Source organism: Streptomyces sp. NPDC031554, assembly GCF_055580685.1.
The window spans coordinates 135,056-159,337 of the sequence record NZ_JBVIKX010000001.1 but is presented as its reverse complement, the minus strand read 5'-3'; the positions used below and the strand labels follow the sequence as shown (position 1 = coordinate 159,337).

Annotated in this window: 23 protein-coding genes; 21 read left to right on the top strand and 2 right to left on the bottom strand. The window is 71.7% G+C overall.

Annotated features, from left to right (window positions below; genetic code table 11):
• Positions 1–18 precede the first annotated feature (18 nt).
• Positions 19–1,437 (top strand): sugar porter family MFS transporter, encoded by a 1,419-nt coding sequence (locus ACZ5FU_RS00660; RefSeq protein WP_451777350.1) that lies wholly within the window; start codon positions 19–21, stop codon positions 1,435–1,437.
• A gap of 351 nt (positions 1,438–1,788) precedes the next feature.
• Positions 1,789–2,988 (top strand): signal recognition particle-docking protein FtsY, encoded by a 1,200-nt coding sequence (gene ftsY / locus ACZ5FU_RS00655; protein WP_451526284.1) that lies wholly within the window; start codon positions 1,789–1,791, stop codon positions 2,986–2,988.
• Positions 2,989–3,133: 145 nt separating this feature from the next.
• Here ftsY and ACZ5FU_RS00650 read toward each other — a convergent pair whose 3' ends face one another.
• A complete protein-coding gene (locus ACZ5FU_RS00650) occupies positions 3,134–3,790 on the bottom strand; it encodes a bifunctional DNA primase/polymerase (RefSeq protein ID WP_451526285.1) in 657 nt (218 codons plus the stop codon).
• A 448-nt stretch (positions 3,791–4,238) separates the two neighbouring features.
• Between ACZ5FU_RS00650 and nsdA the strand changes: the two genes are divergently transcribed.
• The 6 genes from nsdA to ftsH all read left to right on the top strand — a co-directional run bounded on the left by nsdA (position 4,239) and on the right by ftsH (position 14,058).
• Positions 4,239–5,732 carry a transcriptional repressor NsdA gene (nsdA, locus tag ACZ5FU_RS00645; protein WP_451526286.1) on the top strand — a complete coding sequence of 498 codons (1,494 nt, stop codon included), beginning with the start codon at positions 4,239–4,241 and terminating at the stop codon, positions 5,730–5,732.
• 326 nt (positions 5,733–6,058) lie between these two features.
• The gene (locus ACZ5FU_RS00640; RefSeq protein ID WP_451526287.1) at positions 6,059–7,405 is read left to right on the top strand and encodes an ammonium transporter; all 1,347 of its coding nucleotides are present in this window, start codon (positions 6,059–6,061) and stop codon (positions 7,403–7,405) included.
• Positions 7,402–7,740, top strand: a complete 339-nt coding sequence (locus ACZ5FU_RS00635; RefSeq protein WP_007493361.1) for a P-II family nitrogen regulator — start codon at positions 7,402–7,404, stop codon at positions 7,738–7,740. Before ACZ5FU_RS00640 ends, ACZ5FU_RS00635 begins: the two co-directional genes overlap by 4 nt.
• A gap of 26 nt (positions 7,741–7,766) precedes the next feature.
• Positions 7,767–10,217: a [protein-PII] uridylyltransferase gene (locus ACZ5FU_RS00630; protein WP_469044040.1), complete on the top strand. Its 2,451-nt coding sequence runs from the start codon at positions 7,767–7,769 to the stop codon at positions 10,215–10,217.
• 220 nt (positions 10,218–10,437) lie between these two features.
• Positions 10,438–11,985 (top strand): signal recognition particle protein, encoded by a 1,548-nt coding sequence (ffh, locus tag ACZ5FU_RS00625; RefSeq protein ID WP_451777345.1) that lies wholly within the window; start codon positions 10,438–10,440, stop codon positions 11,983–11,985.
• A 132-nt stretch (positions 11,986–12,117) separates the two neighbouring features.
• A complete protein-coding gene (gene ftsH / locus ACZ5FU_RS00620) occupies positions 12,118–14,058 on the top strand; it encodes an ATP-dependent zinc metalloprotease FtsH (protein WP_451526290.1) in 1,941 nt (646 codons plus the stop codon).
• 65 nt (positions 14,059–14,123) lie between these two features.
• Here ftsH and ACZ5FU_RS00615 read toward each other — a convergent pair whose 3' ends face one another.
• A complete protein-coding gene (locus ACZ5FU_RS00615; protein WP_451777343.1) occupies positions 14,124–15,017 on the bottom strand; it encodes an SAM-dependent methyltransferase in 894 nt (297 codons plus the stop codon).
• A 597-nt stretch (positions 15,018–15,614) separates the two neighbouring features.
• Here ACZ5FU_RS00615 and ACZ5FU_RS00610 point away from each other — a divergent pair.
• The 13 genes from ACZ5FU_RS00610 (at position 15,615) to ACZ5FU_RS00550 (ending at position 24,281) form a co-directional block, all read left to right on the top strand.
• Complete coding sequence (locus tag ACZ5FU_RS00610; RefSeq protein ID WP_392240295.1) at positions 15,615–16,211, top strand: hypothetical protein; 597 nt, start codon at positions 15,615–15,617, stop codon at positions 16,209–16,211.
• A gap of 355 nt (positions 16,212–16,566) precedes the next feature.
• Entirely contained in the window at positions 16,567–16,986 is a 420-nt protein-coding gene (gene rpsP, locus ACZ5FU_RS00605) for a 30S ribosomal protein S16 (RefSeq protein WP_401480736.1), read from the top strand.
• Between the two features lie 5 nt (positions 16,987–16,991).
• Positions 16,992–17,231, top strand: a complete 240-nt coding sequence (locus ACZ5FU_RS00600) for an RNA-binding protein (protein WP_005479813.1) — start codon at positions 16,992–16,994, stop codon at positions 17,229–17,231.
• A gap of 131 nt (positions 17,232–17,362) precedes the next feature.
• Positions 17,363–17,953 carry a ribosome maturation factor RimM gene (gene rimM / locus ACZ5FU_RS00595; RefSeq protein ID WP_469044038.1) on the top strand — a complete coding sequence of 197 codons (591 nt, stop codon included), beginning with the start codon at positions 17,363–17,365 and terminating at the stop codon, positions 17,951–17,953.
• Positions 17,953–18,786: a tRNA (guanosine(37)-N1)-methyltransferase TrmD gene (gene trmD, locus ACZ5FU_RS00590; protein WP_451526293.1), complete on the top strand. Its 834-nt coding sequence runs from the start codon at positions 17,953–17,955 to the stop codon at positions 18,784–18,786. Before rimM ends, trmD begins: the two co-directional genes overlap by 1 nt.
• Before the next feature lie 134 nt (positions 18,787–18,920).
• Complete coding sequence (gene rplS / locus ACZ5FU_RS00585) at positions 18,921–19,271, top strand: 50S ribosomal protein L19 (protein WP_468835768.1); 351 nt, start codon at positions 18,921–18,923, stop codon at positions 19,269–19,271.
• A gap of 44 nt (positions 19,272–19,315) precedes the next feature.
• Complete coding sequence (gene lepB / locus ACZ5FU_RS00580; RefSeq protein WP_468835770.1) at positions 19,316–20,050, top strand: signal peptidase I; 735 nt, start codon at positions 19,316–19,318, stop codon at positions 20,048–20,050.
• Positions 20,043–21,167: a signal peptidase I gene (lepB, locus tag ACZ5FU_RS00575; protein ID WP_451526296.1), complete on the top strand. Its 1,125-nt coding sequence runs from the start codon at positions 20,043–20,045 to the stop codon at positions 21,165–21,167. The genes lepB (ACZ5FU_RS00580) and lepB (ACZ5FU_RS00575) overlap by 8 nt, the downstream gene beginning before the upstream one ends.
• Positions 21,085–22,002 carry a signal peptidase I gene (gene lepB / locus ACZ5FU_RS00570; RefSeq protein ID WP_451526297.1) on the top strand — a complete coding sequence of 306 codons (918 nt, stop codon included), beginning with the start codon at positions 21,085–21,087 and terminating at the stop codon, positions 22,000–22,002. Before lepB (ACZ5FU_RS00575) ends, lepB (ACZ5FU_RS00570) begins: the two co-directional genes overlap by 83 nt.
• Positions 22,003–22,091: 89 nt before the next feature.
• Positions 22,092–22,871 (top strand): signal peptidase I, encoded by a 780-nt coding sequence (lepB, locus tag ACZ5FU_RS00565; RefSeq protein ID WP_451526298.1) that lies wholly within the window; start codon positions 22,092–22,094, stop codon positions 22,869–22,871.
• Complete coding sequence (locus ACZ5FU_RS00560; RefSeq protein ID WP_451526299.1) at positions 22,861–23,394, top strand: NUDIX hydrolase; 534 nt, start codon at positions 22,861–22,863, stop codon at positions 23,392–23,394. The genes lepB (ACZ5FU_RS00565) and ACZ5FU_RS00560 overlap by 11 nt, the downstream gene beginning before the upstream one ends.
• Positions 23,395–23,450: 56 nt before the next feature.
• Positions 23,451–23,759, top strand: coding sequence for a DUF2469 domain-containing protein (locus ACZ5FU_RS00555; RefSeq protein WP_003965949.1), 309 nt, complete (start codon positions 23,451–23,453; stop codon positions 23,757–23,759).
• 120 nt (positions 23,760–23,879) lie between these two features.
• Positions 23,880–24,281 carry a YraN family protein gene (locus tag ACZ5FU_RS00550; RefSeq protein WP_451526300.1) on the top strand — a complete coding sequence of 134 codons (402 nt, stop codon included), beginning with the start codon at positions 23,880–23,882 and terminating at the stop codon, positions 24,279–24,281.
• The last annotated feature ends 1 nt before the right edge of the window (position 24,282 follow it).

The following is a 24,282-nucleotide window of genomic DNA, read 5'->3' as shown; positions in this document are numbered from 1 at the left end:
GTGGCCCGAGGAGAACACGTGACCAGCACAGCGCAGGCACCTCAGCCAGGAGCCAGGACGGCTCACCCCGATCATCTCGGGCACGTCATCTTCATCGCCGCGGCGGCCGCGATGGGCGGCTTCCTCTTCGGCTACGACAGCTCCGTCATCAACGGTGCCGTGGAAGCCGTCCGGGACCGCTACGACGTCGGCTCCGCGGCCCTGGCCCAGGTCATCGCCATCGCCCTGATCGGCTGTGCCATCGGCGCCGCGACCGCCGGCCGCATGGCCGACCGCATCGGCCGTATCCGCTGCATGCAGATATCCGCCGCGCTGTTCACCGTCAGCGCCGTCGGCTCGGCGCTGCCCTTCTCGCTGTGGGACCTCGCCTTCTGGCGGGTCGTCGGCGGCTTCGCCATCGGCATGGCCTCGGTCATCGGCCCGGCCTACATCGCCGAGGTCGCCCCGCCCGCCTACCGCGGCCGCCTCGGCTCCTTCCAGCAGGCCGCGATCGTCATCGGCATCGCCGTGTCGCAGCTGGTCAACTGGGGTCTGCTCAACGCCGCCGGCGGCGACCAGCGCGGCGAGATCATGGGTCTCGAGGCCTGGCAGGTCATGCTCGGCGTCATGGTGGTCCCGGCCGTCCTGTACGGCCTGCTCTCCTTCGCGATCCCCGAGTCCCCGCGCTTCTTGATCTCCGTTGGTAAGCGCGAGCGGGCCCGCGAGATCCTCATGGAGGTCGAGGGCAAGGACGTCGACTTCGACGCCCGGATCACCGAGATCGAGCACGCCATGAACAGCGAGCACAAGTCCAGCTTCAAGGACCTGCTCGGCGGATCCTTCTTCTTCAAGCCGATCGTCTGGATCGGCATCGGCCTGTCGGTCTTCCAGCAGTTCGTCGGCATCAACGTCGCGTTCTACTACTCCTCGACGCTGTGGCAGTCGGTCGGCGTCGACCCGACGGACTCGTTCTTCTACTCCTTCACGACGTCGATCATCAACATCCTCGGCACCGTGATCGCGATGATCTTCGTGGACCGCGTCGGCCGCAAGCCGCTCGCCCTGATCGGCTCCGTCGGCATGGTGATCGGCCTGGCCCTGGAGGCCTGGGCGTTCTCCTTCGACCTGGTCGACGGCAAGCTGCCCGCCACCCAGGGCTGGGTCGCCCTGATCGCCGCCCACATCTTCGTCCTCTTCTTCGCCCTGTCGTGGGGTGTGGTCGTGTGGGTCTTCCTCGGCGAGATGTTCCCGAACAAGCTCCGCGCCGCCGCGCTCGGTGTGGCCGCCGCCGCCCAGTGGATCGCCAACTGGGCCATCACCGCCAGCTTCCCGTCCCTGGCCGACTGGAACCTCTCCGCGACCTACGTGATCTACACGGTCTTCGCCGCTCTCTCCATCCCGTTCGTCCTCAAGTACGTCAAGGAGACGAAGGGCAAGGCGCTGGAGGAGATGGGCTGAGCCTCGCACCGAGGCCCCTGGACTCGAGGAGACGGGCCAAGTCCCCGCTGCCCTTCTCCTCGACACTCGTAGGACGTGCCGCCCCGGCTCACACCGTGAGCCGGGGCGGCACGTCCTTCTCGCGGGACAGCCGCAGGCCGTGGCGCCCTCCTCCGGGTGCGCGCCGACCGCCGGCGCGTACGGGACCGGCCGGGCCGCCGCCGCGCCGGCGCACACCGGCGCCGTCGTCGCCCCCCGGCGGCCCTCCCGGCCGGCGGAAGCCGGGCGGGCGGCCGGCCCGGCCCGGCGGGGCACGGACCCCCGCGTGGACGACGGACGTCCCGCGCAAGGTCACGCCATACTGGACGCGTTATGGAAACCGTCATCCTTGCTGTAGTCATCGCCGTGGTCGTGCTCGTCGCGCTCGGCGGGCTCATCGTCGGCAGCCGGCGGAAGAAGCCGCTGCCGCCGCCGCCCCCGGCCGCGCCCGACATCACGGCGCCTCCGGCCGAGCCGCACGTCGGCGACGAGGCCGAGACGCCGCGCGAAGAACCGCGCCGCACGATCGAGGAGGTGGACCTCGGCGGCGGCACTCCCACCACCGTCGAGGAGCCTCCCGTTGTCGAGGCTCCCCGGATCGAGATCCCGGAGCCCACCGCGGGGCGGCTGGTCCGCCTCCGCGCCCGTCTCTCCCGCTCCCAGAACGCCCTCGGCCAGGGCCTGCTCACGCTGCTCTCGCGCGAGCACCTCGACGAGGACACCTGGGAGGAGATCGAGGACACCCTCCTCACCGCCGACGTCGGCGTCATGCCCACCCAGGAGCTGGTCGAACGACTGCGCGAGCGGGTGAAGGTGCTCGGCACCCGCACGCCCGACGAACTGCGCGGCCTGCTGCGCGACGAACTGCTCAAGCTGATCGGCACCGAGATCGACCGCACGGTGCGGACCGAGCCCGAGGGCCGCAAGCCCGGCATCGTGATGGTCGTCGGCGTCAACGGCACCGGCAAGACCACCACCACCGGCAAGCTCGCGCGCGTGCTCGTCGCCGACGGCCGTACGGTCGTCCTGGGCGCCGCCGACACCTTCCGGGCCGCCGCCGCCGACCAGCTCCAGACCTGGGGCGAGCGCGTCGGTGCCCACACCGTGCGCGGTCCCGAAGCCGGCGACCCCGCCTCCGTCGCCTTCGATGCGGTCAAGGAGGGCAAGGAGACGGGGGTCGACGTGGTCCTCATCGACACCGCCGGCCGGCTGCACACCAAGACCGGCCTCATGGACGAGCTGGGCAAGGTCAAGCGGGTCGTGGAGAAGCACGCCCCGCTCGACGAGGTGCTCCTCGTCCTCGATGCCACGACCGGGCAGAACGGCCTCGTGCAGGCCCGCGTGTTCGCCGAGGTCGTCGACATCACCGGCATCGTGCTGACCAAGCTCGACGGCACGGCCAAGGGCGGCATCGTGATCGCCGTCCAGCGCGAGCTGGGCGTGCCGGTCAAGCTCATCGGGCTCGGCGAGGGCGCGGACGACCTGGCGCCGTTCGAGCCGGAGGCGTTCGTCGACGCTCTCGTCGGAGGGTGACCGGGGACCCGACGCGGTGACCGGTCACGAAGAAGCGCCCGCCCCCCGAGGTGCAGTCGGGGGACGGGCGCTTCGCTGTGTACACCGTGAGCCCGGTCACGACCGGGGCGGTGCCGCCCGGCCGCACCGCGCCGCCGGGCCGGGGCTACGCGCGTGACCGGTGCGCCACGTACGCCAGCGTGCCCAGCAGGAGCCGGGCCGCCGGGAGCCTGGTCGCCGAGTCCAGCGCCGGTGGGCGCAGCCAGCGCGCCGGGCCGAGGCCGCCGCGGTCGGAGGGCGGCGCGGTGATGTACGTACCCGGACCGAGGCCGCGCAGGTCGAGGGAGGACGGGTCGTCCCAGCCCATCCGGTAGAGCAGGCCGGGCAGGTCGGCGGCGGCGCCGGGGGCGACCAGGAACTGGGCGCGGCCCTCGGGGGTGGCGGTCACCGGCCCGAGCGGGAGGCCCATGCGTTCCAGGCGGGCCAGCGCGCGGCGCCCGGCGGGCTCGGCCACCTCGATCACGTCGAAGGCGCGGCCGACCGGGAGCATCACGGCGGCGCCGGGGAAGTCCGCCCAGGTCCTCGTCACGTCGTCGAGGGTGGCGCCGGCCGGTACCTCGGGCGCGAAGTCCAGGGGGTGCGCGCCGGGCCGACGGCAGTCACCGCGGCCGCAGGAGCAGACGCCGGCCGCGGCGCGTGCGCCCGGCACCACGTCCCAGCCCCACAGCCCGGTGAACTCGGCGACCGCGGTGCACTCGGACGAGCGACCGCGCCTGCGCGTACCGGAGCGGATCTCGCGGATGCCGCCGATCGTGAAGCCCATGCCCCCTCCAACGGGTCCGACACACCGATGGTTACGCAGCGGACGCATCGCGTGACTCTGCGTGCCGACGCCTTCCTGCTGCCGCCTGTTCCGAGACGGCGCCCGGAAGTGTTCGGGGTGGTGTGAAGGGTGGCTCGCGCCCCTGAGTGCACCGTTCCGCCCGCCTCGGCCGTCCTCTGTCAAGTGAATCGCCTGTACGCCACCGTGAGTTCATTCGTAGGGGTGGCGAATGGTGGCGTTTCCGGGACCGCCGTGGCCGGAGGCGTGATCGTGAGACTACGGTGAGTGCGCGAGGGCCAGGGGCACATGCCGTCACGGGTATGCCGGAGGCAAGCCGGCCCTCCGTTCGAAGGGTGAGAACCGCCGGACGTCGGGCCCTGTTTACGGGCATTCTGATAAGGCTTGGCGCATCAGAGCGACAAGTGGTCTCAGGGATGGGGGCGTTCCAGTGAGCGGCAACGGCGAAGGCGGGACGGGCGCGGGGAGCGCCGTGCACGCGGACAAGCGCCCGAACGGCCTGCTCACTTCCTGGTTCGTGCGCAGCGGCTGGTCGAAGGGCGAGCTCGCCCGTCAAGTCAACCGCAGGGCACGCCAGTTGGGCGCCAACCACATCTCCACCGACACCTCGCGCGTGCGTCGCTGGATCGACGGGGAGAACCCCCGCGAGCCGATCCCCCGCATCCTGTCCGACCTCTTCTCCGAGCGGTTCGGCTGCGTCGTCTCCGTCGAGGACCTCGGTCTGCGCACCACGCGCCAGGCGCCCTCCGCCACCGGCGTCGACCTGCCCTGGACGGGCCCGCAGACCGTGGCCCTGCTCAGCGAGTTCTCGCGCAGCGACCTGATGCTGGCGCGGCGCGGCTTCCTCGGCTCCTCGCTCACCCTGTCCGCGGGCCCCACCCTCATCGAGCCCATGCAGCGCTGGCTCGTCCCCTCCCCGCCCGCCGCGCACGAGGACACCGGCTCCCTCCCGACCAGCCGCGCCCGCGGCCGGCTCTCCCGGCCCGAACTGGAGCTGCTGGAGTCCACCACCGCCATGTTCCGCCAGTGGGACGCCCAGTGCGGCGGCGGACTGCGCCGCAAAGCGGTCGTCGGCCAGCTCCACGAGGTGACGGAACTCCTCCAGGAACCGCAGCCCCAGGCCACCGGCAGGAAGCTCTTCAAGGTCGCCGCCGAACTGGCCGAACTGGCCGGGTGGATGTCGTACGACGTGGGGCTCCAGCCCACCGCACAGAAGTACTTCGTCCTCGCGCTGCACGCCGCCAAGGAGGCCGGCGACCGGCCCCTCGGCTCGTACGTGCTGTCCAGCATGAGCCGGCAGATGATCCACCTCGGACGGCCCGAGGACGCCCTGGAGCTGATCCACCTCGCGCAGTACGGCAGCCGGGACTGCGCGAGCCCGCGCACCCAGTCGATGCTGTATGCGATGGAGGCCCGCGCCTACGCCAACATGGGCCAGCCCGGCCGATGCAAGCGCGCCGTCAGGATGGCCGAGGACACCTTCGCCGACGCCGAGGACTGGGACGAGCCCGACCCCGACTGGATCCGGTTCTTCTCCGAGGCCGAGCTGCACGGCGAGAACTCCCACTCCTACCGCGACCTGGCCTACGTGGCCGGCCGCAGCCCCGCGTACGCCTCGCTGGCCGAGCCGCTGATGCAGAAGGCCGTGGACCTCTTCGCGAAGGACGACGAGCACCAGCGGTCCTACGCGCTCAACCTCATCGGCCTGGCCACCGTGCACCTGCTGCGCAGGGAACCCGAGCGGAGCGCCGTGCTCGCCGAACAGGCCATGAGGGCGGCGAAAAAGGTGCGCTCCGAGCGGGTCGACACTCGTATCCGAAAGACCGTCGACACGGCCGTCCGCGACTTCGGAGACCTCACCGAGGTCGTCGATCTCACCGACCGGCTCGCCGTGGAGCTCCCGGAGGCCGCGGAGGCGGTCTGAGACCCGGCGAAACCCCTGGACCCCGGCCGCGGCCGGCCTTCCCGAACCGCCCGACTCGGCTCCCCCCATGCCAGGTCACCGGAAGGCCGACCGCGGCCGGTTCGCGTCGCTCCGGAGAAGGTTGCGCCACGACAACGATCCGTTCGGGGCGCATCGGCCAGTTCATCGAGGCGTAACGCGCGCGGTGCCTTCGTCACGGCGGCGAAACAACGAGGGGCGTCCACCGAAACGGCGCTGCGCGAATCTCATGGCGCATAACCGGCCCACCCCTCAATCCCGCTCTGGCTTCGCCCGCACGGGGCCGTACCAACGACGAGGAGACGCCGATGGCTCCAGCCATCACGCTTGCGGCGGACGCACCCACACTGTCGTCCGCGAACACAGGCTTCATGCTCATCTGTTCCGCCCTGGTGATGCTCATGACCCCGGGCCTGGCCTTCTTCTACGGAGGCATGGTCCGCGTCAAGAGCACCCTGAACATGCTGATGATGAGCTTCATCAGCCTGGGGATCGTCACGATCCTGTGGGTGCTCTACGGCTTCTCCCTCGCCTTCGGCACCGACTCCGGCTCGGTCATCGGCTGGAACTCCGACTGGGTGGGCCTCAGCGACATCGGCCTGACGGAGCTGTGGGACGGCTACACCATCCCCGTCTTCGTCTTCCTGGTCTTCCAGCTGATGTTCGCCGTCCTCACGCCCGCCCTGATAAGCGGAGCGCTCGCGGACCGCGTGAAGTTCAGCGCCTGGGCGCTGTTCATCACCCTGTGGGCCACGGTCGTGTACTTCCCGGTCGCCCACTGGGTGTGGGGCGCCGGCGGCTGGGCCTTCGAGCTCGGCGTCATCGACTTCGCCGGCGGTACGGCCGTGCACATCAACGCCGGTGCCGCGGCCCTCGGCGTGATCCTGGTCATCGGCAAGCGCGTCGGCTTCAAGAAGGACCCGATGCGCCCGCACAGCCTCCCGCTGGTCATGCTCGGCGCCGGCCTGCTGTGGTTCGGCTGGTTCGGCTTCAACGCCGGCTCGTGGCTCGGCAACGACGACGGCGTCGGCGCGCTGATGTTCGTCAACACGCAGGTCGCCACCGCCGCCGCCATGCTGGCCTGGCTGATCTACGAGAAGATCCGCCACGGCGCGTTCACCACACTGGGCGCCGCCTCCGGCGCCGTCGCCGGCCTGGTCGCCATCACGCCCTCCGGCGGTGCGGTCTCCCCGCTCGGCGCGATCGCCGTCGGCGCCGTCGCCGGTGTGCTGTGCGCCATGGCCGTCGGCCTGAAGTACAGGTTCGGCTACGACGACTCGCTCGACGTGGTCGGCGTTCACCTGGTCGGCGGAGTCGTCGGCTCCCTGCTCGTCGGCTTCTTCGCCAGCGGCAAGGGCCAGTCCGATGTCCAGGGCCTCTTCTACGGCGGTGGCCTCGACCAGTTCTGGAAGCAGTGCGCCGGCGTCTTCGCGGTCCTCGGCTACTCGCTGGTGGTCTCCGCGGTCCTCGCCTTCCTGCTCGACAGGACGATCGGCATGCGGGTCCCCGAGGACGACGAGGTGGCCGGCATCGACCAGGCCGAGCACGCCGAGACCGCGTACGACTTCAGCGGTGCGGGCGGCGGTGCCGCCCGGACCAACGTCACGGGCCCGGTGGCCGACACTGCCAGCGCCAGCAAGAAGGTGGACGCATGAAGCTCATCACCGCCGTCGTGAAGCCGCACCGGCTCGACGAGATCAAGGAGGCCCTCCAGGCCTTCGGCGTCCACGGCCTCACGGTCACCGAGGCCAGCGGCTACGGTCGTCAGCGGGGACACACCGAGGTCTACCGCGGTGCCGAGTACACCGTCGACCTCGTCCCCAAGATCCGCATCGAGGTGCTGGTCGAGGACGACGACGCGGAACAGCTGATCGACGTCGTCGTCAAGGCGGCCCGCACCGGCAAGATCGGTGACGGCAAGGTCTGGTCCCTCCCGGTCGAGACCGCCGTGCGGGTCCGCACCGGCGAGCGCGGCCCGGACGCGCTCTGACAGAGGAACGGAACAGGAGTCACTGGGTGACGAGTACGGACGTGCGCAAGGATGCAGAGGACTCGGGACCCAGCGGCTACGCGGCGGCCCGGCTGCACCTCCTCACCGAGGGGGTGCGGTCCGGGCCGTCGCGCCGTTCCGCCCTCTCCGGACTGACCGACGACTGGCTGGCGGGCCTGTTCACCGCCGCCGGCGAGAACCCGCGGGGCGTCTCCCTGGTCGCCGTCGGCGGCTACGGCCGCGGCGAACTGTCCCCGCGCAGCGACCTCGACCTCCTCCTGCTGCACGACGGCACCGACGCACCGGCCGTCGCCGCCCTCGCCGACCGCCTCTGGTACCCGGTCTGGGACCTCGGCCTCGCCCTCGACCACTCCGTCCGCACCCCGGCCGAGGCCCGCGGCACCGCCGGCGAGGACCTCAAGGTCCAGCTCGGCCTGCTCGACGCCCGCCACCTCGCGGGCGACCCGGGACTGACGGCGGGACTGCGGACGGCCGTACTGGCCGACTGGCGCAACCAGGCGTCCAAGCGGCTGCCCGAACTCCGGGAACTGTGCGCCGAGCGCGCCGAACGCCAGGGCGAGCTGCAGTACCTCCTCGAACCCGACCTCAAGGAGGCCCGCGGCGGCCTGCGCGACGCCACCGCCCTGCGCGCCGTCGCCGCCTCCTGGCTCGCCGACGCGCCCCGCGAGGGCCTCGACGACGCCCGGCGCCGGCTCCTCGACGTCCGCGACGCCCTGCACCTGGCGACCGGCCGCGCCACCGACCGGCTGGCCCTGCAGGAACAGGACCAGGTCGCCGCCGGACTCGGCCTCCTCGACGCCGACACCCTGCTGCGCCAGGTGTACGAGGCCGCGCGCGTCATCTCGTACGCCGGCGACGTCACCTGGCGCGAGGTGGGGCGCGTGCTCAGATCACGCTCGACGCGGCCCCGGCTGCGCGCCATCCTGGGCGGCAAGCCCGTCACCGAGCGCTCCCCGCTGGCCGAAGGGGTCGTGGAACAGGACGGCGAGGTGGTGCTCGCCCGCGCCGCGCGCCCCGAACGCGACCCCGTGCTGCCCCTGCGCGCCGCGGCCGCCGCCGCCCAGGCCGGCCTCCCCCTCTCCCTGCACGCCGTACGGCGCCTCGCGGCCACCGTGCGTCCCCTGCCCACCCCCTGGCCCGCCGAGGCCCGCGAGCAGCTCGTCACCCTGCTCGGCTCGGGACAGCCCACCGTCGAGGTCTGGGAGGCGCTGGAGGCCGAGGGGCTGATCACCCGGCTGCTGCCCGACTGGGAGCGGGTGCGCTGCCGCCCCCAGCGCAACGCCGTGCACATCTGGACCGTCGACCGCCACCTCATCGAGACCGCCGTGCGCGCCTCCGGGTTCACCCGTCGCGTCAGCCGCCCCGACCTGCTGCTGGTCGCCGCCCTGCTGCACGACATCGGCAAGGGCTGGCCCGGCGACCACTCCGTGGCCGGCGAGATCATCGTCAAGGACGTGGCCGCCCGCATCGGCTTCGACCGCACCGACGTGGCCGTCCTGTCCACCCTCGTGCGCCACCACCTGCTGCTCGTCGAGACGGCCACCCGCCGTGACCTGGAGGACCCCGCCACCGTCCGTTCGGTCGCCGAGGCGGTCGGCTCCCAGGGCACCCTGGAACTGCTGCACGCGCTGACCGAGGCCGACGCACTGGCCACCGGCCCGGCCGCCTGGTCCGCCTGGCGGGGTTCGCTCGTGGCCGACCTGGTCAAACGCGTCTCGGCGGTGCTCGCCGGGGACGCCCCCGAGGAGCCCGAGGCCGCCGCGGCCACCGCCGAACAGGAACGGCTCGCCATCGAGACGGTCGCCACCGGCGGCCCCGTCCTGTCGCTGCGCGCCCAGACCGAACCCGCGGCCGACCTCGCGGACCGGCCGGCCGGCGATCCCGAGCCGCTCGGCGTGGAACTGCTCATCGCCGTACCCGACCAGCCGGGCGTGCTGCCCGCGGCGGCCGGTGTGCTCGCCATGCACCGGCTGACCGTGCGCACGGCGGAGCTGCGGGCGCTGGAGCTGCCGTCCGGCGTCGAGGGCTCCGTCCTGCTGCTGAACTGGCGGGTCGCCGCGGAGTACGGCTCACTGCCCCAGGCCGCCCGGCTCCGCGCCGACCTGGTGCGCGCCCTGGACGGCTCCCTGGACGTCGCGGGCCGGCTCGCGGAACGCGACGCGGCCTACCCCCGGCGCCGGGGCGTGGTCGCGCCCCCGCCGCGCGTGACCGTCGCCCCGGCGGCCTCCCGGCTGGCCACCGTGATCGAGGTGCGCGCGCAGGACGCGCCGGGCCTGCTGTTCCGGATCGGGCGGGCGCTGGAGGACGCGGGCGTACGGGTGCGCAGCGCCCACGTCAGCACGCTGGGCGCGAACGCGGTGGACGCGTTCTACGTCACCGGCCGCTCCGGCAGCCCGCTCCCAGGCGACGAGGCGGTCTCCCTGGCACGGAAGCTGGAGGAGATGCTGCGGGGGTGACCTCGTGGCCGTTCGGTGCGTTGACCAGGTGTGCTCCCCGCTGGTGCGGGGATGGTCCGATCGTGAACGACGAACGTGTCACGATCTTCGGTTGCTCCCCGCCGGCGCGGGGATCCGTCCCCGTCCACTCGCTGCGGTGGGCGGGGACGATTTGCCTGCCGGGCCGGATACTCTGGAGGGCAGCCCAGTTCCGCCCCCGACTTCGAGGACCGACGCCACCGTGTTCGATACCCTCTCCGACCGCCTCAGCGCGACTTTCAAAAACCTCCGCGGCAAAGGCAGGTTGTCCGAGGCGGACATCGACGCCACGGCCCGCGAGATCCGTATCGCCCTCCTCGAGGCCGACGTGGCCCTGCCGGTCGTCCGGTCGTTCATCAAGAACGTCAAGGAAAGGGCCCTCGGCGCCGAGGTCTCCAAGGCGCTGAACCCCGCCCAGCAGGTTCTCAAGATCGTCAACGACGAGCTCGTCCACGTGCTCGGCGGTGAGACCCGGCGCCTGCGCTTCGCCAAGAACCCGCCCACCGTGATCATGCTGGCCGGTCTCCAGGGCGCGGGCAAGACGACCCTCGCGGGCAAGCTCGGCCGCTGGCTGAAGGAGCAGGGCCACTCGCCGCTGCTCGTCGCCGCCGACCTCCAGCGCCCCAACGCCGTCAACCAGCTCAGCGTCGTCGCCGAGCGGGCCGGCGTGGCCGTCTACGCGCCGCAGCCGGGCAACGGCGTCGGTGACCCGGTCCAGGTCGCCAAGGACTCCATCGACTTCGCGAAGTCCAAGGTCCACGACATCGTGATCGTGGACACCGCAGGCCGGCTCGGCATCGACGCCGAGCTGATGCAGCAGGCCGCGGACATCCGCGACGCGGTCTCGCCCGACGAGATCCTCTTCGTCGTCGACGCGATGATCGGCCAGGACGCCGTCAACACCGCGGAGGCCTTCCGCGACGGTGTCGGCTTCGACGGCGTGGTGCTCTCCAAGCTCGACGGCGACGCCCGCGGTGGTGCCGCCCTGTCGATCCGGCAGATCACCGGCAAGCCGATCATGTTCGCGTCGAACGGCGAGAAGCTCGACGACTTCGACGCGTTCCACCCTGACCGGATGGCCTCCCGCATCCTCGACATGGGTGACCTGCTCACCCTGATCGAGCAGGCGGAGAAGACGTTCAGTCAGGAAGAGGCCGAGAAGATGGCCTCCAAGCTGGCGTCCAAGAAGGGCCAGGACTTCACCCTGGACGACTTCCTGTCCCAGATGGAACAGGTCAGGAAGATGGGGTCGATCTCCAAGCTGCTCGGCATGCTGCCGGGCATGGGCCAGATCAAGGACCAGATCCAGAACATCGACGAGCGCGACGTCGACCGCACGGCCGCGATCATCAAGTCCATGACCCCCGGCGAGCGCCAGGACCCGACGATCATCAACGGCTCGCGCCGCGCCCGTATCGCCAAGGGTTCCGGTGTCGAGGTCAGCGCCGTGAAGGGCCTGGTCGAGCGGTTCTTCGAGGCCCGCAAGATGATGTCCCGCATGGCCCAGGGCGGCGGGATGCCGGGCATGCCGGGGATGCCGGGCATGGGCGGTCCCGGCCGCGCCCGCAAGCAGCCCAAGAAGGCCAAGGGCAAGCAGCGCTCCGGCAACCCGATGAAGCGCAGGCAGCAGGAGCAGGAGGAGGCCGCCCGCAGGGCCGCCGCCGCCCAGGGCGGTGCCCTCGGTCTGCCGGGCCAGCAGGCCGGCCAGGACTTCGAGCTGCCCGACGAGTTCAAGAAGTTCATGGGCTGATCACGGCCGTACGACGAAGGGGGCGCCCCTCCTCGAGGGGCGCCCCCTTCGTGTGCCCCCTCGTGCCGGGACGGGTGACCCCTTCGCGTTCCCGCGGGTGCTGACGGCTGCGGTGTGTCGTAACGTCCCGATATGACCAACCCCGCGCCGCCACGGAAGTCGACCGACAAGCCCTGGCGCACCGAGGGCGCCCCGGAGGAGCCGCCGAAGCCGCCGTCGGGGGGACGGCGGGTGCGCGGCGGCTGGTGGAGCCTGATCCTCGCCGCGCTGGTCGTCTTCCTGATCGCACTGCTCGTGCTGTCGTTCTACAACGAGGGCGACGAGCCGACGATCTCCTACACCGAGTTCAGCAAGCAGGTCGACGCTGGCAACGTCAGCAAGATCTACGCCAAGGGCGACGCGATCCAGGGGCAGCTCAGGAAGGAGCGGGACAAACCGCAGGGCGACGGCACGTACACCAAGTTCCGCACCGAGCGGCCGACCTTCGCCGACGACCGGCTCTGGGAGCACCTGACCGAGAACGACGTCACCGTCACCGCCGAGCCCGTCGTCCGCCAGCGCAGCCTTCTGGCCAATCTGCTGATCGCGCTCGCCCCGATGGTGCTGCTCGTCGCCGTGTGGGTGTTCATCGCCCGACGGATGCGCTCGGGCTTCGGCGGGGCGGGCGGGATGCTGGGCCGCAAGGCGCCGCCCCGGCCGGTCGAGCTGGAGCCGGGGCAGGAACGGACGACCTTCGCCGACGTGGCCGGCATCGACGAGGTCGCGGGCGAGCTGAGCGATGTCGTCGACTTCCTGAAGAACCCCGACGCCTACCGCAGGATGGGCGCCAAGATGCCCCGCGGTGTGCTGCTCGCCGGCCCGCCCGGCACCGGCAAGACGCTGCTGGCGCGGGCGGTGGCCGGGGAGGCGGGCGTGCCGTTCTTCTCCGCGTCGGCGTCCGAGTTCATCGAGATGATCGTGGGCGTCGGCGCCTCCCGGGTGCGGGAGCTGTTCGCGGAGGCCCGCAAAGTGGCCCCGTCGATCATCTTCATCGACGAGATCGACACCATCGGGCGGGCCCGCGGCGGCGGCTCGGCCATGGGCGGCCACGACGAGCGCGAGCAGACCCTCAACCAGATCCTGACCGAGATGGACGGCTTCTCCGGCTCCGAGGGCGTGATCGTCCTCGCCGCCACCAACCGCGCCGACATCCTGGACCCGGCCCTCACCCGGCCGGGCCGCTTCGACCGGATCGTCAACGTCTCGCCCCCCGACCGCGGCGGCCGGGAGGCGATCCTGGCGATCCACACCCGGGAGATCCCGCTCGCCCGGGACGTCGACCTCGCCCAGGTGGCCCGTACGACCCCGGGCATGACCGGCGCCGAGCTGGCCAACCTCGCCAACGAGGCGGCGCTGCTCGCCGTCAGGCGCGGGCAGGACCAGGTGACCCGCAGCGACCTGTCGGAGGCGCTGGAGAAGGTGCAGCTCGGCGCGGAACGCTCCCTGGTGATGCCCGAGGAGGAGCGGCGCAGGACGGCGTACCACGAGAGCGGGCACGCCCTGCTGGGGATGCTCCAGCCCGGCGCCGACCCGGTCCGCAAGATCACCATCGTGCCGCGCGGCCGCGCCCTCGGCGTGACCCTGTCGACGCCGGACGCCGACCGGTACGCGTACACGGAGGAGTACCTGCGCGGCCGGGTCATCGGCGCGCTCGGCGGCATGGCCGCCGAGCACGTCGTCTACGACATGATCACGACCGGTTCCGAGAACGACCTGGAACAGGTCACCGGCATCGTGCGCGGCATGGTCGGCCGCTGGGGCATGAGCGAGCGCGTCGGCCGCATGTCGGCCCTGCCCGGAGACGCCCAGCAGGCCTACGGGCTCTCCGCCGCGCCGCGGACCCTCGACTCCATCGACGACGAGATGCGACGCGTCGTCGACGAGTGCTACGAGGAGGCCTGCCGCAAACTCCGCGACCACCGGGGCCAGTTGGACGCCCTCGCCCGGGCGCTGCTGGAGAACGAGACGCTGGACGAGGCGGACGCGTACCGCATCGCGGGCATCACCAGGCTGACCAAGGACGCCGAGGCGTAGGGGCGACGGCACCGGGGGCCGGGACCGGGCGGGGCCGGCGGGCCCGGGGCCTCAGGGGCGAGGCCTCAGGGGACCCGGGCGATCAGGTACCGGAACACGTTCGGCATCCACACCGTCCCGTCCGGCCGCCGGTGGGGGTGGAGCGCCTCGGTCACCTCCTTGTCCACCTGAGCCTGGTCCGTCGCGGAGATCGCCGCGTCGAACAGGCCCGTGGACAACAGGCCCCTGAGGGCGCTGTCCACGCCCGCGTACCCGAACGGGCAGGCCACCCGGCCGGAGCCGTCGGGCCGCAGACCGGCCCGCTGGGCGACCTCCTCCAGGTCGTCGCGCAGCGCCGGGCGCCACCTCCCCGCCGTCCGCGGCGGATCGGCCAGTCCGGCGGCGACCCGCAACACGGACGAGGTCGCGCAGCGCTCCGGCGGACCCCAGCCCACCAGCACCACGGGTGCTCCGCGTGCGGCCAGCGGTGCGGCGGCCGCGAGCAGCGCGCCGAGCCCCTCCGAGTCGCCCGCCAGGCATCCGACGGGTTCGAAGGCGGTCACCAGGTCGTACGCGGGCGTCTTCGCGCCGGCCGGGTCCCCGGGCGAGCCGTCCGCGAGGCGCATGTCGTCCACGAGCCGTGTGCCGTCCACGGGGCGCGTGCCGCTCCCCGCGCGCGTGCCGTCCGCCTCCGGGGTCAGCCGCTGCCGGGCGAGGGCCAGCCGCTCCGGTGCCCGGGTCTCGACGCCGGTGAGGACCGCGCCCCTGGAGGCCGCCATCAGCAGGGCCAGCCCGGAACCGCAGCCGAGGCCCAGGAGACGGGTGCCGGACCCCACTCCCAGTCGCTCGTAGACGGCCTCGTAGAGCGGAACCAGCATCCGCTCCTGGATCTCGGACCAGTCACGCGCGCGTGCACCGCGGTCGACGCGGAGCGCGGGCCCCGCATGAGGCAGGTGCTCCCGCACGAGCGTAGGTGTCATGGATAAGCGCCCCAATCCGCCGAGAGTTTGCCGCGTACCCGTTCAGGTGGCCCCCGTCAGTGCGCCCGCACTCCCTCCCGTATGCCAGGTAACTCCCCCCTCGACCCCGCGTCCAGGGGTCGCGGAGGCCGGCTTGCGCGCTGCCCGCGCGTGTGGCGGGATTTCACGTTCCGGCGACGTGGGCCCGTACCGTCGTGCCATGGCAGAGGCACCCGTCCCCACCTCGCGTGCGGACGACTTCCCCTGCCGGTGCCGGGATCCGGTCGCGGAGGACGGGGCGGTGCCCGGGGCCGAGGGCGCGCCCGGTAACGTCGCCGTCGTCGCGCGCGCCCACCGAACCGGCGTCCCCGGCTCCGAGAGCGACCGAAACGTCTCTTGCGCACCGTCCGGACACTCTCCCGCCCGGCCGTGTACATGCTGGGAGACGAGGGGCGTACGTGGGGCTACGCACCGGCTTGGTACGAGCTGTGAGGCTTCTCCGCAGATCAGCGCACCCGCCCTCGTCAGGACGCATCAGGGGCAACTGACGGGTACGTGCAAATTATTTGGGATGCCCCGGAATCGGAACACAGCGGCACCCCCGCTCGTTGTCATTACGTGAGCACGACACAGACACCACCTGTTCTCGCCGCAGAGCTGGCACAGGCGTGGGCCGACATTCAGCGGTACCACCCCGAACTGCCCGATCTTGCCGCGCCGGAGTCACTGATCGGGGAGTCGTCGTCCGCCTGCGGTCACGAACTCTCCTTCGAACGACTGCTCCATGAGGCAGTCCACGGCATCGCCGCCGCCCGCGGGGTCCGCGACACCTCCCGCGCCGGCCGCTACCACAACCGCCGGTTCCTCGCGATCGCCGAGGAGCTTGGCCTGGACCACCCGGAGGAACCGCATCCCAGCAGCGGCTTCTCCCTGGTGGTGCTCAATCCCGAGGCCAAGCGGCGCTACCGGCCGACGATCGAGCGCCTCCAGCGGGCCCTCAAGGCCCACGTGGCCGCCACCACCGCCGAGACGACCCGTGCCTTCCGCGGCCCGGCCGCCCGGCACGGCTCCTCCGGTGGCGGCGTCCGCGTCAAGGCCGTCTGCGACTGCGGACGCAACGTCCGGGTCGTTCCGTCGGTCCTGGCCCAGGCCCCGATCGTGTGCGGCGGCTGCGGCAAGCCGTTCCGCATCCCGGAGGTCATGGGCGCGGCGTAGCCGCGCGCAGGGACGCACCGGCATCTCGTGGCTGCCGGTTCGACGGGCGGTGGGGGGGGCCGGCCCCCCCCCCCCCCCCCCCCCCCCCCCCCACCGCGGTACCCGCACCCGTGCGCGGCCGCCGTGAGGCGGTCGTGGCGCCGGGTGCTCCTGTGGCATGCCCGGGCCGAGGCGTGCTCCGCGCCCCGCAGCTCAGGAGGGCCCGCGGCGTGTGGCAGAATGGTCAGCTGTACTCGACAGCCGAACAGGACCCCTCTCTCCTCCGGCTGACGCGTCCGTCGGGCACTCGGGTACCGCAACCCCACGCGGCAATCTCGCCGTGCCCAACCACGTCAATCCAGGAGAACTCACTCCCGTGGCAGTCAAGATCAAGCTGAAGCGTCTGGGCAAGATCCGTGCGCCTCACTACCGCATCGTCGTCGCCGACTCCCGTACCCGTCGTGACGGTCGTGCGATCGAGGAGATCGGCAAGTACCACCCGACGTACCACCCGTCGGTCATCGAGGTCGACGCCGACCGCGTGGCCTACTGGCTGGGTGTCGGCGCGCAGCCGACCGAGCCCGTCCTCGCCATCCTGAAGAAGACCGGCGACTGGCAGAAGTTCAAGGGCGAGCCCGCCCCGGCTCCGCTGCTCGTCGCCGAGCCGAAGAAGGCGCGTCCGTCGTTCGAGGCCCTCGGCGGCGACGACACGGGCAAGGGTGAGGCCATCACCCAGAAGAAGAAGGCTGAGAAGAAGGACGAGGCCGCGGCTGAGTCCGAGTCGACCGAGGCCTGAGCAGCATGCTCGAAGAGGCGCTTGAGCACCTCGTGAAGGGCATCGTCGACAACCCCGATGATGTGCAGGTCGCCTCGCGCGACCTGCGCCGCGGGCGTGTGCTCGAGGTCCGGGTCCACCCGGACGACCTCGGCAAGGTGATCGGCCGCAACGGCCGCACCGCACGCGCCCTGCGCACCGTCGTGGGCGCCATCGGCGGCCGCGGTGTCCGCGTCGACCTCGTCGACGTCGACCACGTCCGCTGACGCAACAGCAGCACCGGCTCGGGCCGGGGAGGGCCTCCGGGCCGTCCCCGGCCCGCAGTCGTTGCGGCGGGCGCGCGCACACGGACGCCAGGCATGACAGGTACGACAGGCATGACAGGAGATCTTCGACAGTGCAGCTCGTAGTCGCACGGATCGGCCGCGCCCACGGCATCAAGGGCGAGGTCACCGTGGAGGTCCGCACCGACGAGCCGGAACTGCGGCTCGCCCCCGGGGCCGTACTGGCGACGGACCCCGCCGCCAAGGGTCCGCTCACGATCGAGACCGGCCGGGTGCACAGCGGCCGTCTCCTCCTGCGCTTCGCGGGGGTCACCGACCGCACGGCGGCCGAGGCCCTGCGCAACGTCCTCCTGATCGCCGAGGTGGACCCGCAGGAGCTCCCCGAGGAGGAGGACGAGTACTACGACCACCAGCTCATGGACCTGGACGTGGTGACGAAGGACGGCGTCGAGGTCGGCCGCATCACGGAGATCTCGCACCTGCCCTCCCAGGACCTCTTCATCGTCGAGCGCGCCGACGGGAGCGAGGTGATGATCCCCTTCGTCGAGACGATCGTCGTCGAGATCGACCTGGAGGAGCAGCGGGCGGTCATCGACCCGCCGCCCGGCCTGATCGACGACCGCGCCGAGATCGCCTCCGCGCGGGACGAGGACGCGGACGAGAAGGCACGCGAGGACGCCGACCGGGCCGGGGAAGGCTCCTGATGCGCCTCGACGTCGTCACGATCTTCCCCGAGTACCTCGACCCGCTGAACGTCTCCCTGGTCGGCAAGGCACGCGCGCGTGGACAGCTGAACGTCCAGGTGCACGACCTGCGGCAGTGGACGTACGACCGCCACAACACCGTCGACGACACCCCGTACGGCGGTGGCCCCGGCATGGTCATGAAGACCGAGCCGTGGGGCGACGCCCTCGACACCGTCCTCGCCGACGGCTACGAGCGGGGCGCGCACGCCCCCGCGCTCGTCGTGCCCACCCCGAGCGGCCGGCCCTTCACCCAGGAACTCGCCGTCGAACTCTCCGAGCGGCCCTGGCTGATCTTCACCCCGGCCCGTTACGAGGGCATCGACCGGCGCGTCATCGACGAGTACGCCACCCGGATCCCCGTCTACGAGGTCTCCATCGGCGACTACGTCCTGGCCGGCGGCGAGGCGGCCGTCCTGGTCGTCACGGAGGCCGTGGCCAGGCTGCTCCCCGGCGTGCTGGGCAACGCCGAGTCCCACCGCGACGACTCCTTCGCGCCCGGCGCCATGGCCTCGCTCCTGGAAGGCCCCGTCTACACCAAGCCGCCCGCCTGGCGCGGCCGGGAGATCCCCGAGGTGCTGCTCAGCGGACACCACGGGAAGATCGCGCGCTGGCGCCGCGACGAGGCCCTGCGGCGCACGACGGCCAACCGGCCCGACCTGATCGAGCGCTGCGACCCGCGGGCCTTCGACAAGAAGGACCGCGAGATGCTCTCCATCCTGGGCTGGTCGCCCGACCCGGAGGGCGCGCCGTACGGCCGATTTTGGCGCAGGACCGACGCCGTGGAACAATAGGTCGCTGTTGTGCGCAGTCCGGCGTGCGCCCCTGCCACGGGGGGACACGACGCCCGCCCCGACGCGCGCCACTCCCCTTCAGAACTCCTAGTTTCCGTTGATGACCTGTGGCATCAACGAGGAAAGCAGACGAAATGTCCCACCTGCTCGACACCGTCGACTCCGCGTCGCTGCGCAGTGACCTCCCGGCCTTCCGCCCGGGTGACACCGTCAACGTCCACGTCCGCGTCATCGAGGGCAACCGCTCCCGTGTGCAGCAGTTCAAGGGTGTGGTCATCCGCCGCCAGGGCGCCGGTGTCCGCGAGACCTTCACGGTCCGCAAGGTCTCCTTCTCCGTCGGCGTCGAGCGCACCTTCCCGGTGCACACCCCGATCGTCGAGAAGATCGAGCTGGTCACCCGCGGTGACGTGCGTCGCGCCAAGCTCTACTACCTCCGTGAGCTGCGCGGCAAGGCCGCGAAGATCAAGGAGAAGCGCGACAGGTGAGCGCCTTCGGGAGTTCGTGAGGGGCCCGATAACATCGGGCCCCGATGGACACCGAAGCTCAGCCGACGGAGCGCGACCGCTCCTCCCGCCCTTCCGGTCCCGGAGCGATCCCGGACCCGGAGGGACCGGAGGGCCGGTCGCGTTTCGCGTTCCCGGCACGGATCACGACCCGGCTGCCGGGCGGCCGGATCGGTCTCACCCTGCTGATCTGCCTGCTGTTCCTGCTGCTCCTCAACCTCTTCGTGGTGAAACCGTTCCAGATTCCCAGCGGATCCATGGAGAACGGATTGAGGATCGGCGACCGCGTTCTCGTAAATAGGTTGGCGTACCGTTTCGGTGCCGAGCCGCGCCGCGGTGACGTCGTCGTCTTCGACGGCAGCGGGTACTTCGGGGACGCCGACTACATCAAGCGCGTTGTGGGTGTGGGGGGAGACCACGTGGTCTGCTGCGACAAGGAGGGGAGGATCCAGGTGAACGGCCGGCCGGTCGACGAGTCGACGTTCCTGTATCCGGGCGACAGCCCGTCCACGGTGCCCTTCGACGTGGCCGTGCCCGAGGGCACCCTGTTCGTCCTCGGCGACCACCGCAGCGAATCCAGCGACTCCCGCGACCGTCTCGGCTCGCCGGGCGGCGGCATGGTCCCCGTGGACGTCGTGATCGGCCGCGCCGACTGGATCACCTGGCCCTTCGCCCACCTCACCCGTCTGCACCGACCGAGCGGCTACGCGCGTGTGCCGGAGGCGAGCACCGAGCCGGACCCGGCGGGCGCCCATGGGTAACCGCGGCAAGCCCCGCGGCGTGTCCGGTGGCGCCGCGGACAACCTCCTGCCCACCGGCGTCCGGCGTGCCGCCGTGCCGGCCGGCGGCCGCACGCGCGCGGAGCGGCGCAAACTCCAGCGCAAGGTCAAGCGCAAGCGCAGGCGCAGCGCCGTTCGGGAGATCCCGCTGCTCGTCGGGGTCGCCGTCCTGATCGCGCTCGTCCTGAAGACCTTCCTCGTGCAGGCCTTCGTGATCCCCTCCGGCTCCATGGAGCAGACGATCCAGATCGGTGACCGGGTCCTGGTCGACAAGTTCACCCCGTGGTTCGGCTCCAAGCCGCAGCGCGGGGACGTCGTCGTCTTCAAGGACCCCGGCGGCTGGCTGCAGGACGAGCAGACCACCGCGAAGAAGGACGACCCCGTCGTCGTCAAGCAGATCAAGCAAGGGCTCACCTTCATCGGGCTGCTGCCGTCCGACGACGAGAAGGACCTCATCAAGCGGGTCGTCGGCGTGGGCGGCGACCACGTCCAGTGCTGCGACGCGCAAGGGCGGGTCACCGTCAACGGCGTGCCCCTGAACGAGGCGGACTACCTCCACCCCGCCAACGCCCCCTCGCTCACGCCCTTCGACATCACCGTCCCCGAGGGACGCCTGTGGGTGATGGGCGACCACCGGGAGAACTCCGCGGACTCCCGGTCCCACCAGGACACGTACGGCGGCACGGTCTCCGAGGACGGGGTGGTGGGGCGCGCCATGGTGATCGCCTGGCCGCTGGGTCACTGGAACTCCCTCAAGGAACCGCAAACCTTTTCCTCCGTGACCGACTCGGCGTCCGGGGCGACCGCGCGGTCCGACGGGTCGCATAGGGTTGCCCCCGACGATCCGAACGGAACGATCCGACTCCCGAGCCCTGCGGAACTCCCGCTCGTTATGGGAGTGGTGGGCCTGCGCCGCATGTGGGGCAGGCAGCGGCACAGAGTGAGGAGTTGGCGTGGGGGATGTGGCGGTTGGCGCACGGTCCGGGCACGACGGCGAGGAGCACCGCGGACACCCCGTGGACGAGGCCGGCCCGGCCGCGGACGGCGCTGTGACCTCCGGGCACGACGCTCCGGCGGCCGGGGACGGCGGGCCCGGTGACGGGCAGCCCCCCGGGACGGGACAGGGCTCCGGCGACGGCGCCCCCAGGGCGAAGAAACCGCGTTCGTTCTGGAAGGAACTGCCGATCCTGATCGGCATCGCGCTCGTCCTCGCACTGCTGATCAAGACGTTCCTGGTGCAGGCGTTCTCGATCCCCTCCGACTCGATGCAGAACACCCTCCAGGAGGGTGACCGGGTCCTGGTCGACAAGCTCACCCCGTGGTTCGGCTCCGAGCCCGAGCGCGGCGAGGTCGTCGTCTTCCACGACCCGGCCGCCTGGCTCGCGGGCGAGCCCACCGCCGAGCCGAACGCGATCCAGACCTTCCTCAGCTGGATCGGCCTGATGCCGTCGGTGGAGGAGAAGGACCTGATCAAGAGGGTGATCGGGGTCGGCGGTGACACCGTCTCCTGCAACAAGACCGGCCCGCTGAGGGTCAACGGCAAGGCGCTGAACGAGCCGTACGTGTACCCGGGCAACACCCCGTGCAGCATGGACGACCAGGGCGGCCAGTTCACGGTGAAGGTGCCCGAGGGCTTCATCTGGGTGATGGGCGACCACCGTCAGAACTCGCGCGACTCCCGCTACAACCAGGCCGACAAGAACCACGGCATGGTCCCCGTCGACCAGGTCGTCGGGCGTGCCATCGTCAAGGCCTGGCCGATCAACCGCTGGGGCACGCTGCCGGTTCCGGACACCTTCGACCAGCAGGGTCTCCAGGCAGGCCCGGCAACCTCGGCCGCGCTCACGGTCGCTCCGCAGAGCGTCGCGCTGGCCGGTGTCGTCCCGGTGGCACTCTGGCGCCGCCGGCGCACCGGGGCGGCCGGGAACCGCTGATTCGCTCGGCAAACCCTTTCCCAAGCCCCGGCCCCGGCCGGGGACGAGGGGCTGCCCCCGGCTCGTACCGCCGGGTAGGGTGCCGATCCATGGGTGGCGAGAGCACAACACGTACGGCCCCGCACGGCGGCGGCACCGGCAGTGGCCCGGCGGGCGGGCGGACCGGACAGGTGCTGTCCGGTGTGGCCGTCGCGCTGGGCCTCGCGCTGTTCCTCGGCGGATTCGGCTGGGCGGCGCTCGTCTACCGGCCGTACACCGTCCCCACCAGCTCCATGTCCCCGACCATCACCGCCGGTGACCGGGTCCTCGCCCAGGTCGTGGACGGCGACGAGGTGCGGCGCGGGGACGTCGTCGTCTTCACCGACAAGACGTGGGCGAGCAACGCGCCCGTCGTCAAGCGGGTCGTTGCAGTCGGCGGCGACACCGTCTCCTGCTGCACCGACGGCAGGCTGACCGTCAACGGCAAGCAGATCGAGGAGCCGTACCTGCCCGAGGGCAGCCTCGCCGAGATCACGGACTTCCCGACCGTGAAGGTCCCCGACGGCCGTCTCTTCCTGCTCGGCGACGAGCGGCAGGGCTCCCTGGACTCCACCGCCCACCTCACGGACGCCGCCAGCGGCACGGTCTCCCGCGGGTCCGTCAAGGCCCGCGTGGACGCCGTCGTGTGGCCCATGGACGGCATGCTCGAGCGTCCCACCGGCTTCGAGGCGCTGGGCACGCTCTCCGAGCCGGGGCCGCTGCGCACGATCGGCCTGCTGATCGTGGCCGGCGCGGTGCTCGTCCTCGGCGGCGGCGCCTACGGACCGATCGCCAAGCGTGTCGCCCGGGGCCGGGCCGGCACCCGTCCGGAGCCCGCCGGTGCCCGCTGAGACGACGGACGCGGGGGTCGACCCGTACGAGGGCGGACTGCGCAGGGTCGCCCGGGTGGTGCTGCTCGACCCCGAGGACCGCATCCTGCTGCTGCACGGCCACGAGCCGGACGACCCCGCCGACGCCTGGTGGTTCACGCCCGGCGGTGGCGTGGAGGGCGACGAGACCCGCGAAGAGGCCGCGCTGCGGGAACTCGCCGAGGAGACCGGCATCACCGACGTCGAACTCGGCCCGGTGCTGTGGCGCCGGAGGTGCTCCTTCCCGTTCGCGGGCCGCCGCTGGGACCAGGACGAGTGGTACTACCTGGCCCGTACGGCCGACGCGTCCGGGGCGGAGCCCCGGGCGACGGCCCTCACCGAACTGGAGCGGCGGAGCGTTTCCGGAGCGCGCTGGTGGACGTGTCGGGAACTGGCCCGGGCACATGAGACGGTGTATCCGACCAGACTCGCAGGGCTGCTGAGCAGGCTGCTCGACGAAGGTCCTCCCGCCCGGCCCGTCACCCTCGACACGGAAATCGTCTAGCGGCTCTCCGGACTGGCGCACAATGGGGGGATCGCACGGCTGAAGGGGAACATGCCATGAGCGCCGAGGACCTCGAGAAGTACGAGACCGAGATGGAGCTGAAGCTCTACCGGGAGTACCGCGACGTCGTCGGTCTGTTCAAATACGTGATCGAGACCGAGCGGCGTTTCTACCTGACCAACGACTACGAGATGCAGGTGCACTCGGTCCAGGGTGAGGTGTTCTTCGAGGTGTCGATGGCGGACGCCTGGGTGTGGGACATGTACCGGCCGGCCCGGTTCGTGAAACAGGTACGGGTGCTCACGTTCAAGGACGTGAACATCGAGGAGCTGAACAAGAGCGACCTGGAGCTTCCGGGCGGCTGACCGCCGCTCCCGAGGGAGCCTTCCGGCTGATACCCGCTGATTTCCGCCGCTCCCGGGGGTGACGGAGTTGTCCACAGCCGCCGAGTTGTACACCAAGATCCTTCCGGTCTCCGCCGATGCGTGAACGTGGGCGCCGGAGGTGGTGCCGGCATGAAGACGGATCTGGCACGAGGAGCACTCGGCAGGTACGGCGAGGACCTGGCCGCGCGGCGGCTGACGGAGACCGGGATGACGGTCCTGGAGCGCAACTGGCGCTGCGGCAGGACCGGTGAGATCGACATCGTCGCGCGGGACGGCGACGCGCTGGTCGTCTGCGAGGTCAAGACCCGCCGCGGCGGTGGTTTCCAGCACCCCATGGCCGGGGTGACGCCCCAGAAGGCACAGCGGCTGCGGGGACTGGCCGAACGATGGATCCAGGCGCACGGAGGAGCCCCGCCGGGCGGCGTCCGCATCGACCTGGTCGGTGTCCTCCTGCCCCGCCGCGGGGCCGCCCTCGTCGAGCACGTGCGGGGGGTGGCCTGAG

What these genes read in the sequence shown, in the direction of transcription:
- ftsY (WP_451526284.1), top strand. Translation starts at nt 1,789, where the DNA reads ATGGAAACCGTCATCCTTGCTGTAGTCATCGCCGTGGTCGTGCTCGTC.
- ACZ5FU_RS00650 (WP_451526285.1), bottom strand. Translation starts at nt 3,790, where the DNA reads ATGGGCTTCACGATCGGCGGCATCCGCGAGATCCGCTCCGGTACGCGC.
- ACZ5FU_RS00640 (WP_451526287.1), top strand. Translation starts at nt 6,059, where the DNA reads ATGGCTCCAGCCATCACGCTTGCGGCGGACGCACCCACACTGTCGTCC.
- ACZ5FU_RS00635 (WP_007493361.1), top strand. Translation starts at nt 7,402, where the DNA reads ATGAAGCTCATCACCGCCGTCGTGAAGCCGCACCGGCTCGACGAGATC.
- ftsH (WP_451526290.1), top strand. Translation starts at nt 12,118, where the DNA reads ATGACCAACCCCGCGCCGCCACGGAAGTCGACCGACAAGCCCTGGCGC.
- ACZ5FU_RS00615 (WP_451777343.1), bottom strand. Translation starts at nt 15,017, where the DNA reads ATGACACCTACGCTCGTGCGGGAGCACCTGCCTCATGCGGGGCCCGCG.
- ACZ5FU_RS00600 (WP_005479813.1), top strand. Translation starts at nt 16,992, where the DNA reads ATGCTCGAAGAGGCGCTTGAGCACCTCGTGAAGGGCATCGTCGACAAC.
- trmD (WP_451526293.1), top strand. Translation starts at nt 17,953, where the DNA reads ATGCGCCTCGACGTCGTCACGATCTTCCCCGAGTACCTCGACCCGCTG.
- rplS (WP_468835768.1), top strand. Translation starts at nt 18,921, where the DNA reads ATGTCCCACCTGCTCGACACCGTCGACTCCGCGTCGCTGCGCAGTGAC.
- lepB (WP_468835770.1), top strand. Translation starts at nt 19,316, where the DNA reads ATGGACACCGAAGCTCAGCCGACGGAGCGCGACCGCTCCTCCCGCCCT.
- lepB (WP_451526296.1), top strand. Translation starts at nt 20,043, where the DNA reads ATGGGTAACCGCGGCAAGCCCCGCGGCGTGTCCGGTGGCGCCGCGGAC.
- lepB (WP_451526298.1), top strand. Translation starts at nt 22,092, where the DNA reads ATGGGTGGCGAGAGCACAACACGTACGGCCCCGCACGGCGGCGGCACC.
- ACZ5FU_RS00555 (WP_003965949.1), top strand. Translation starts at nt 23,451, where the DNA reads ATGAGCGCCGAGGACCTCGAGAAGTACGAGACCGAGATGGAGCTGAAG.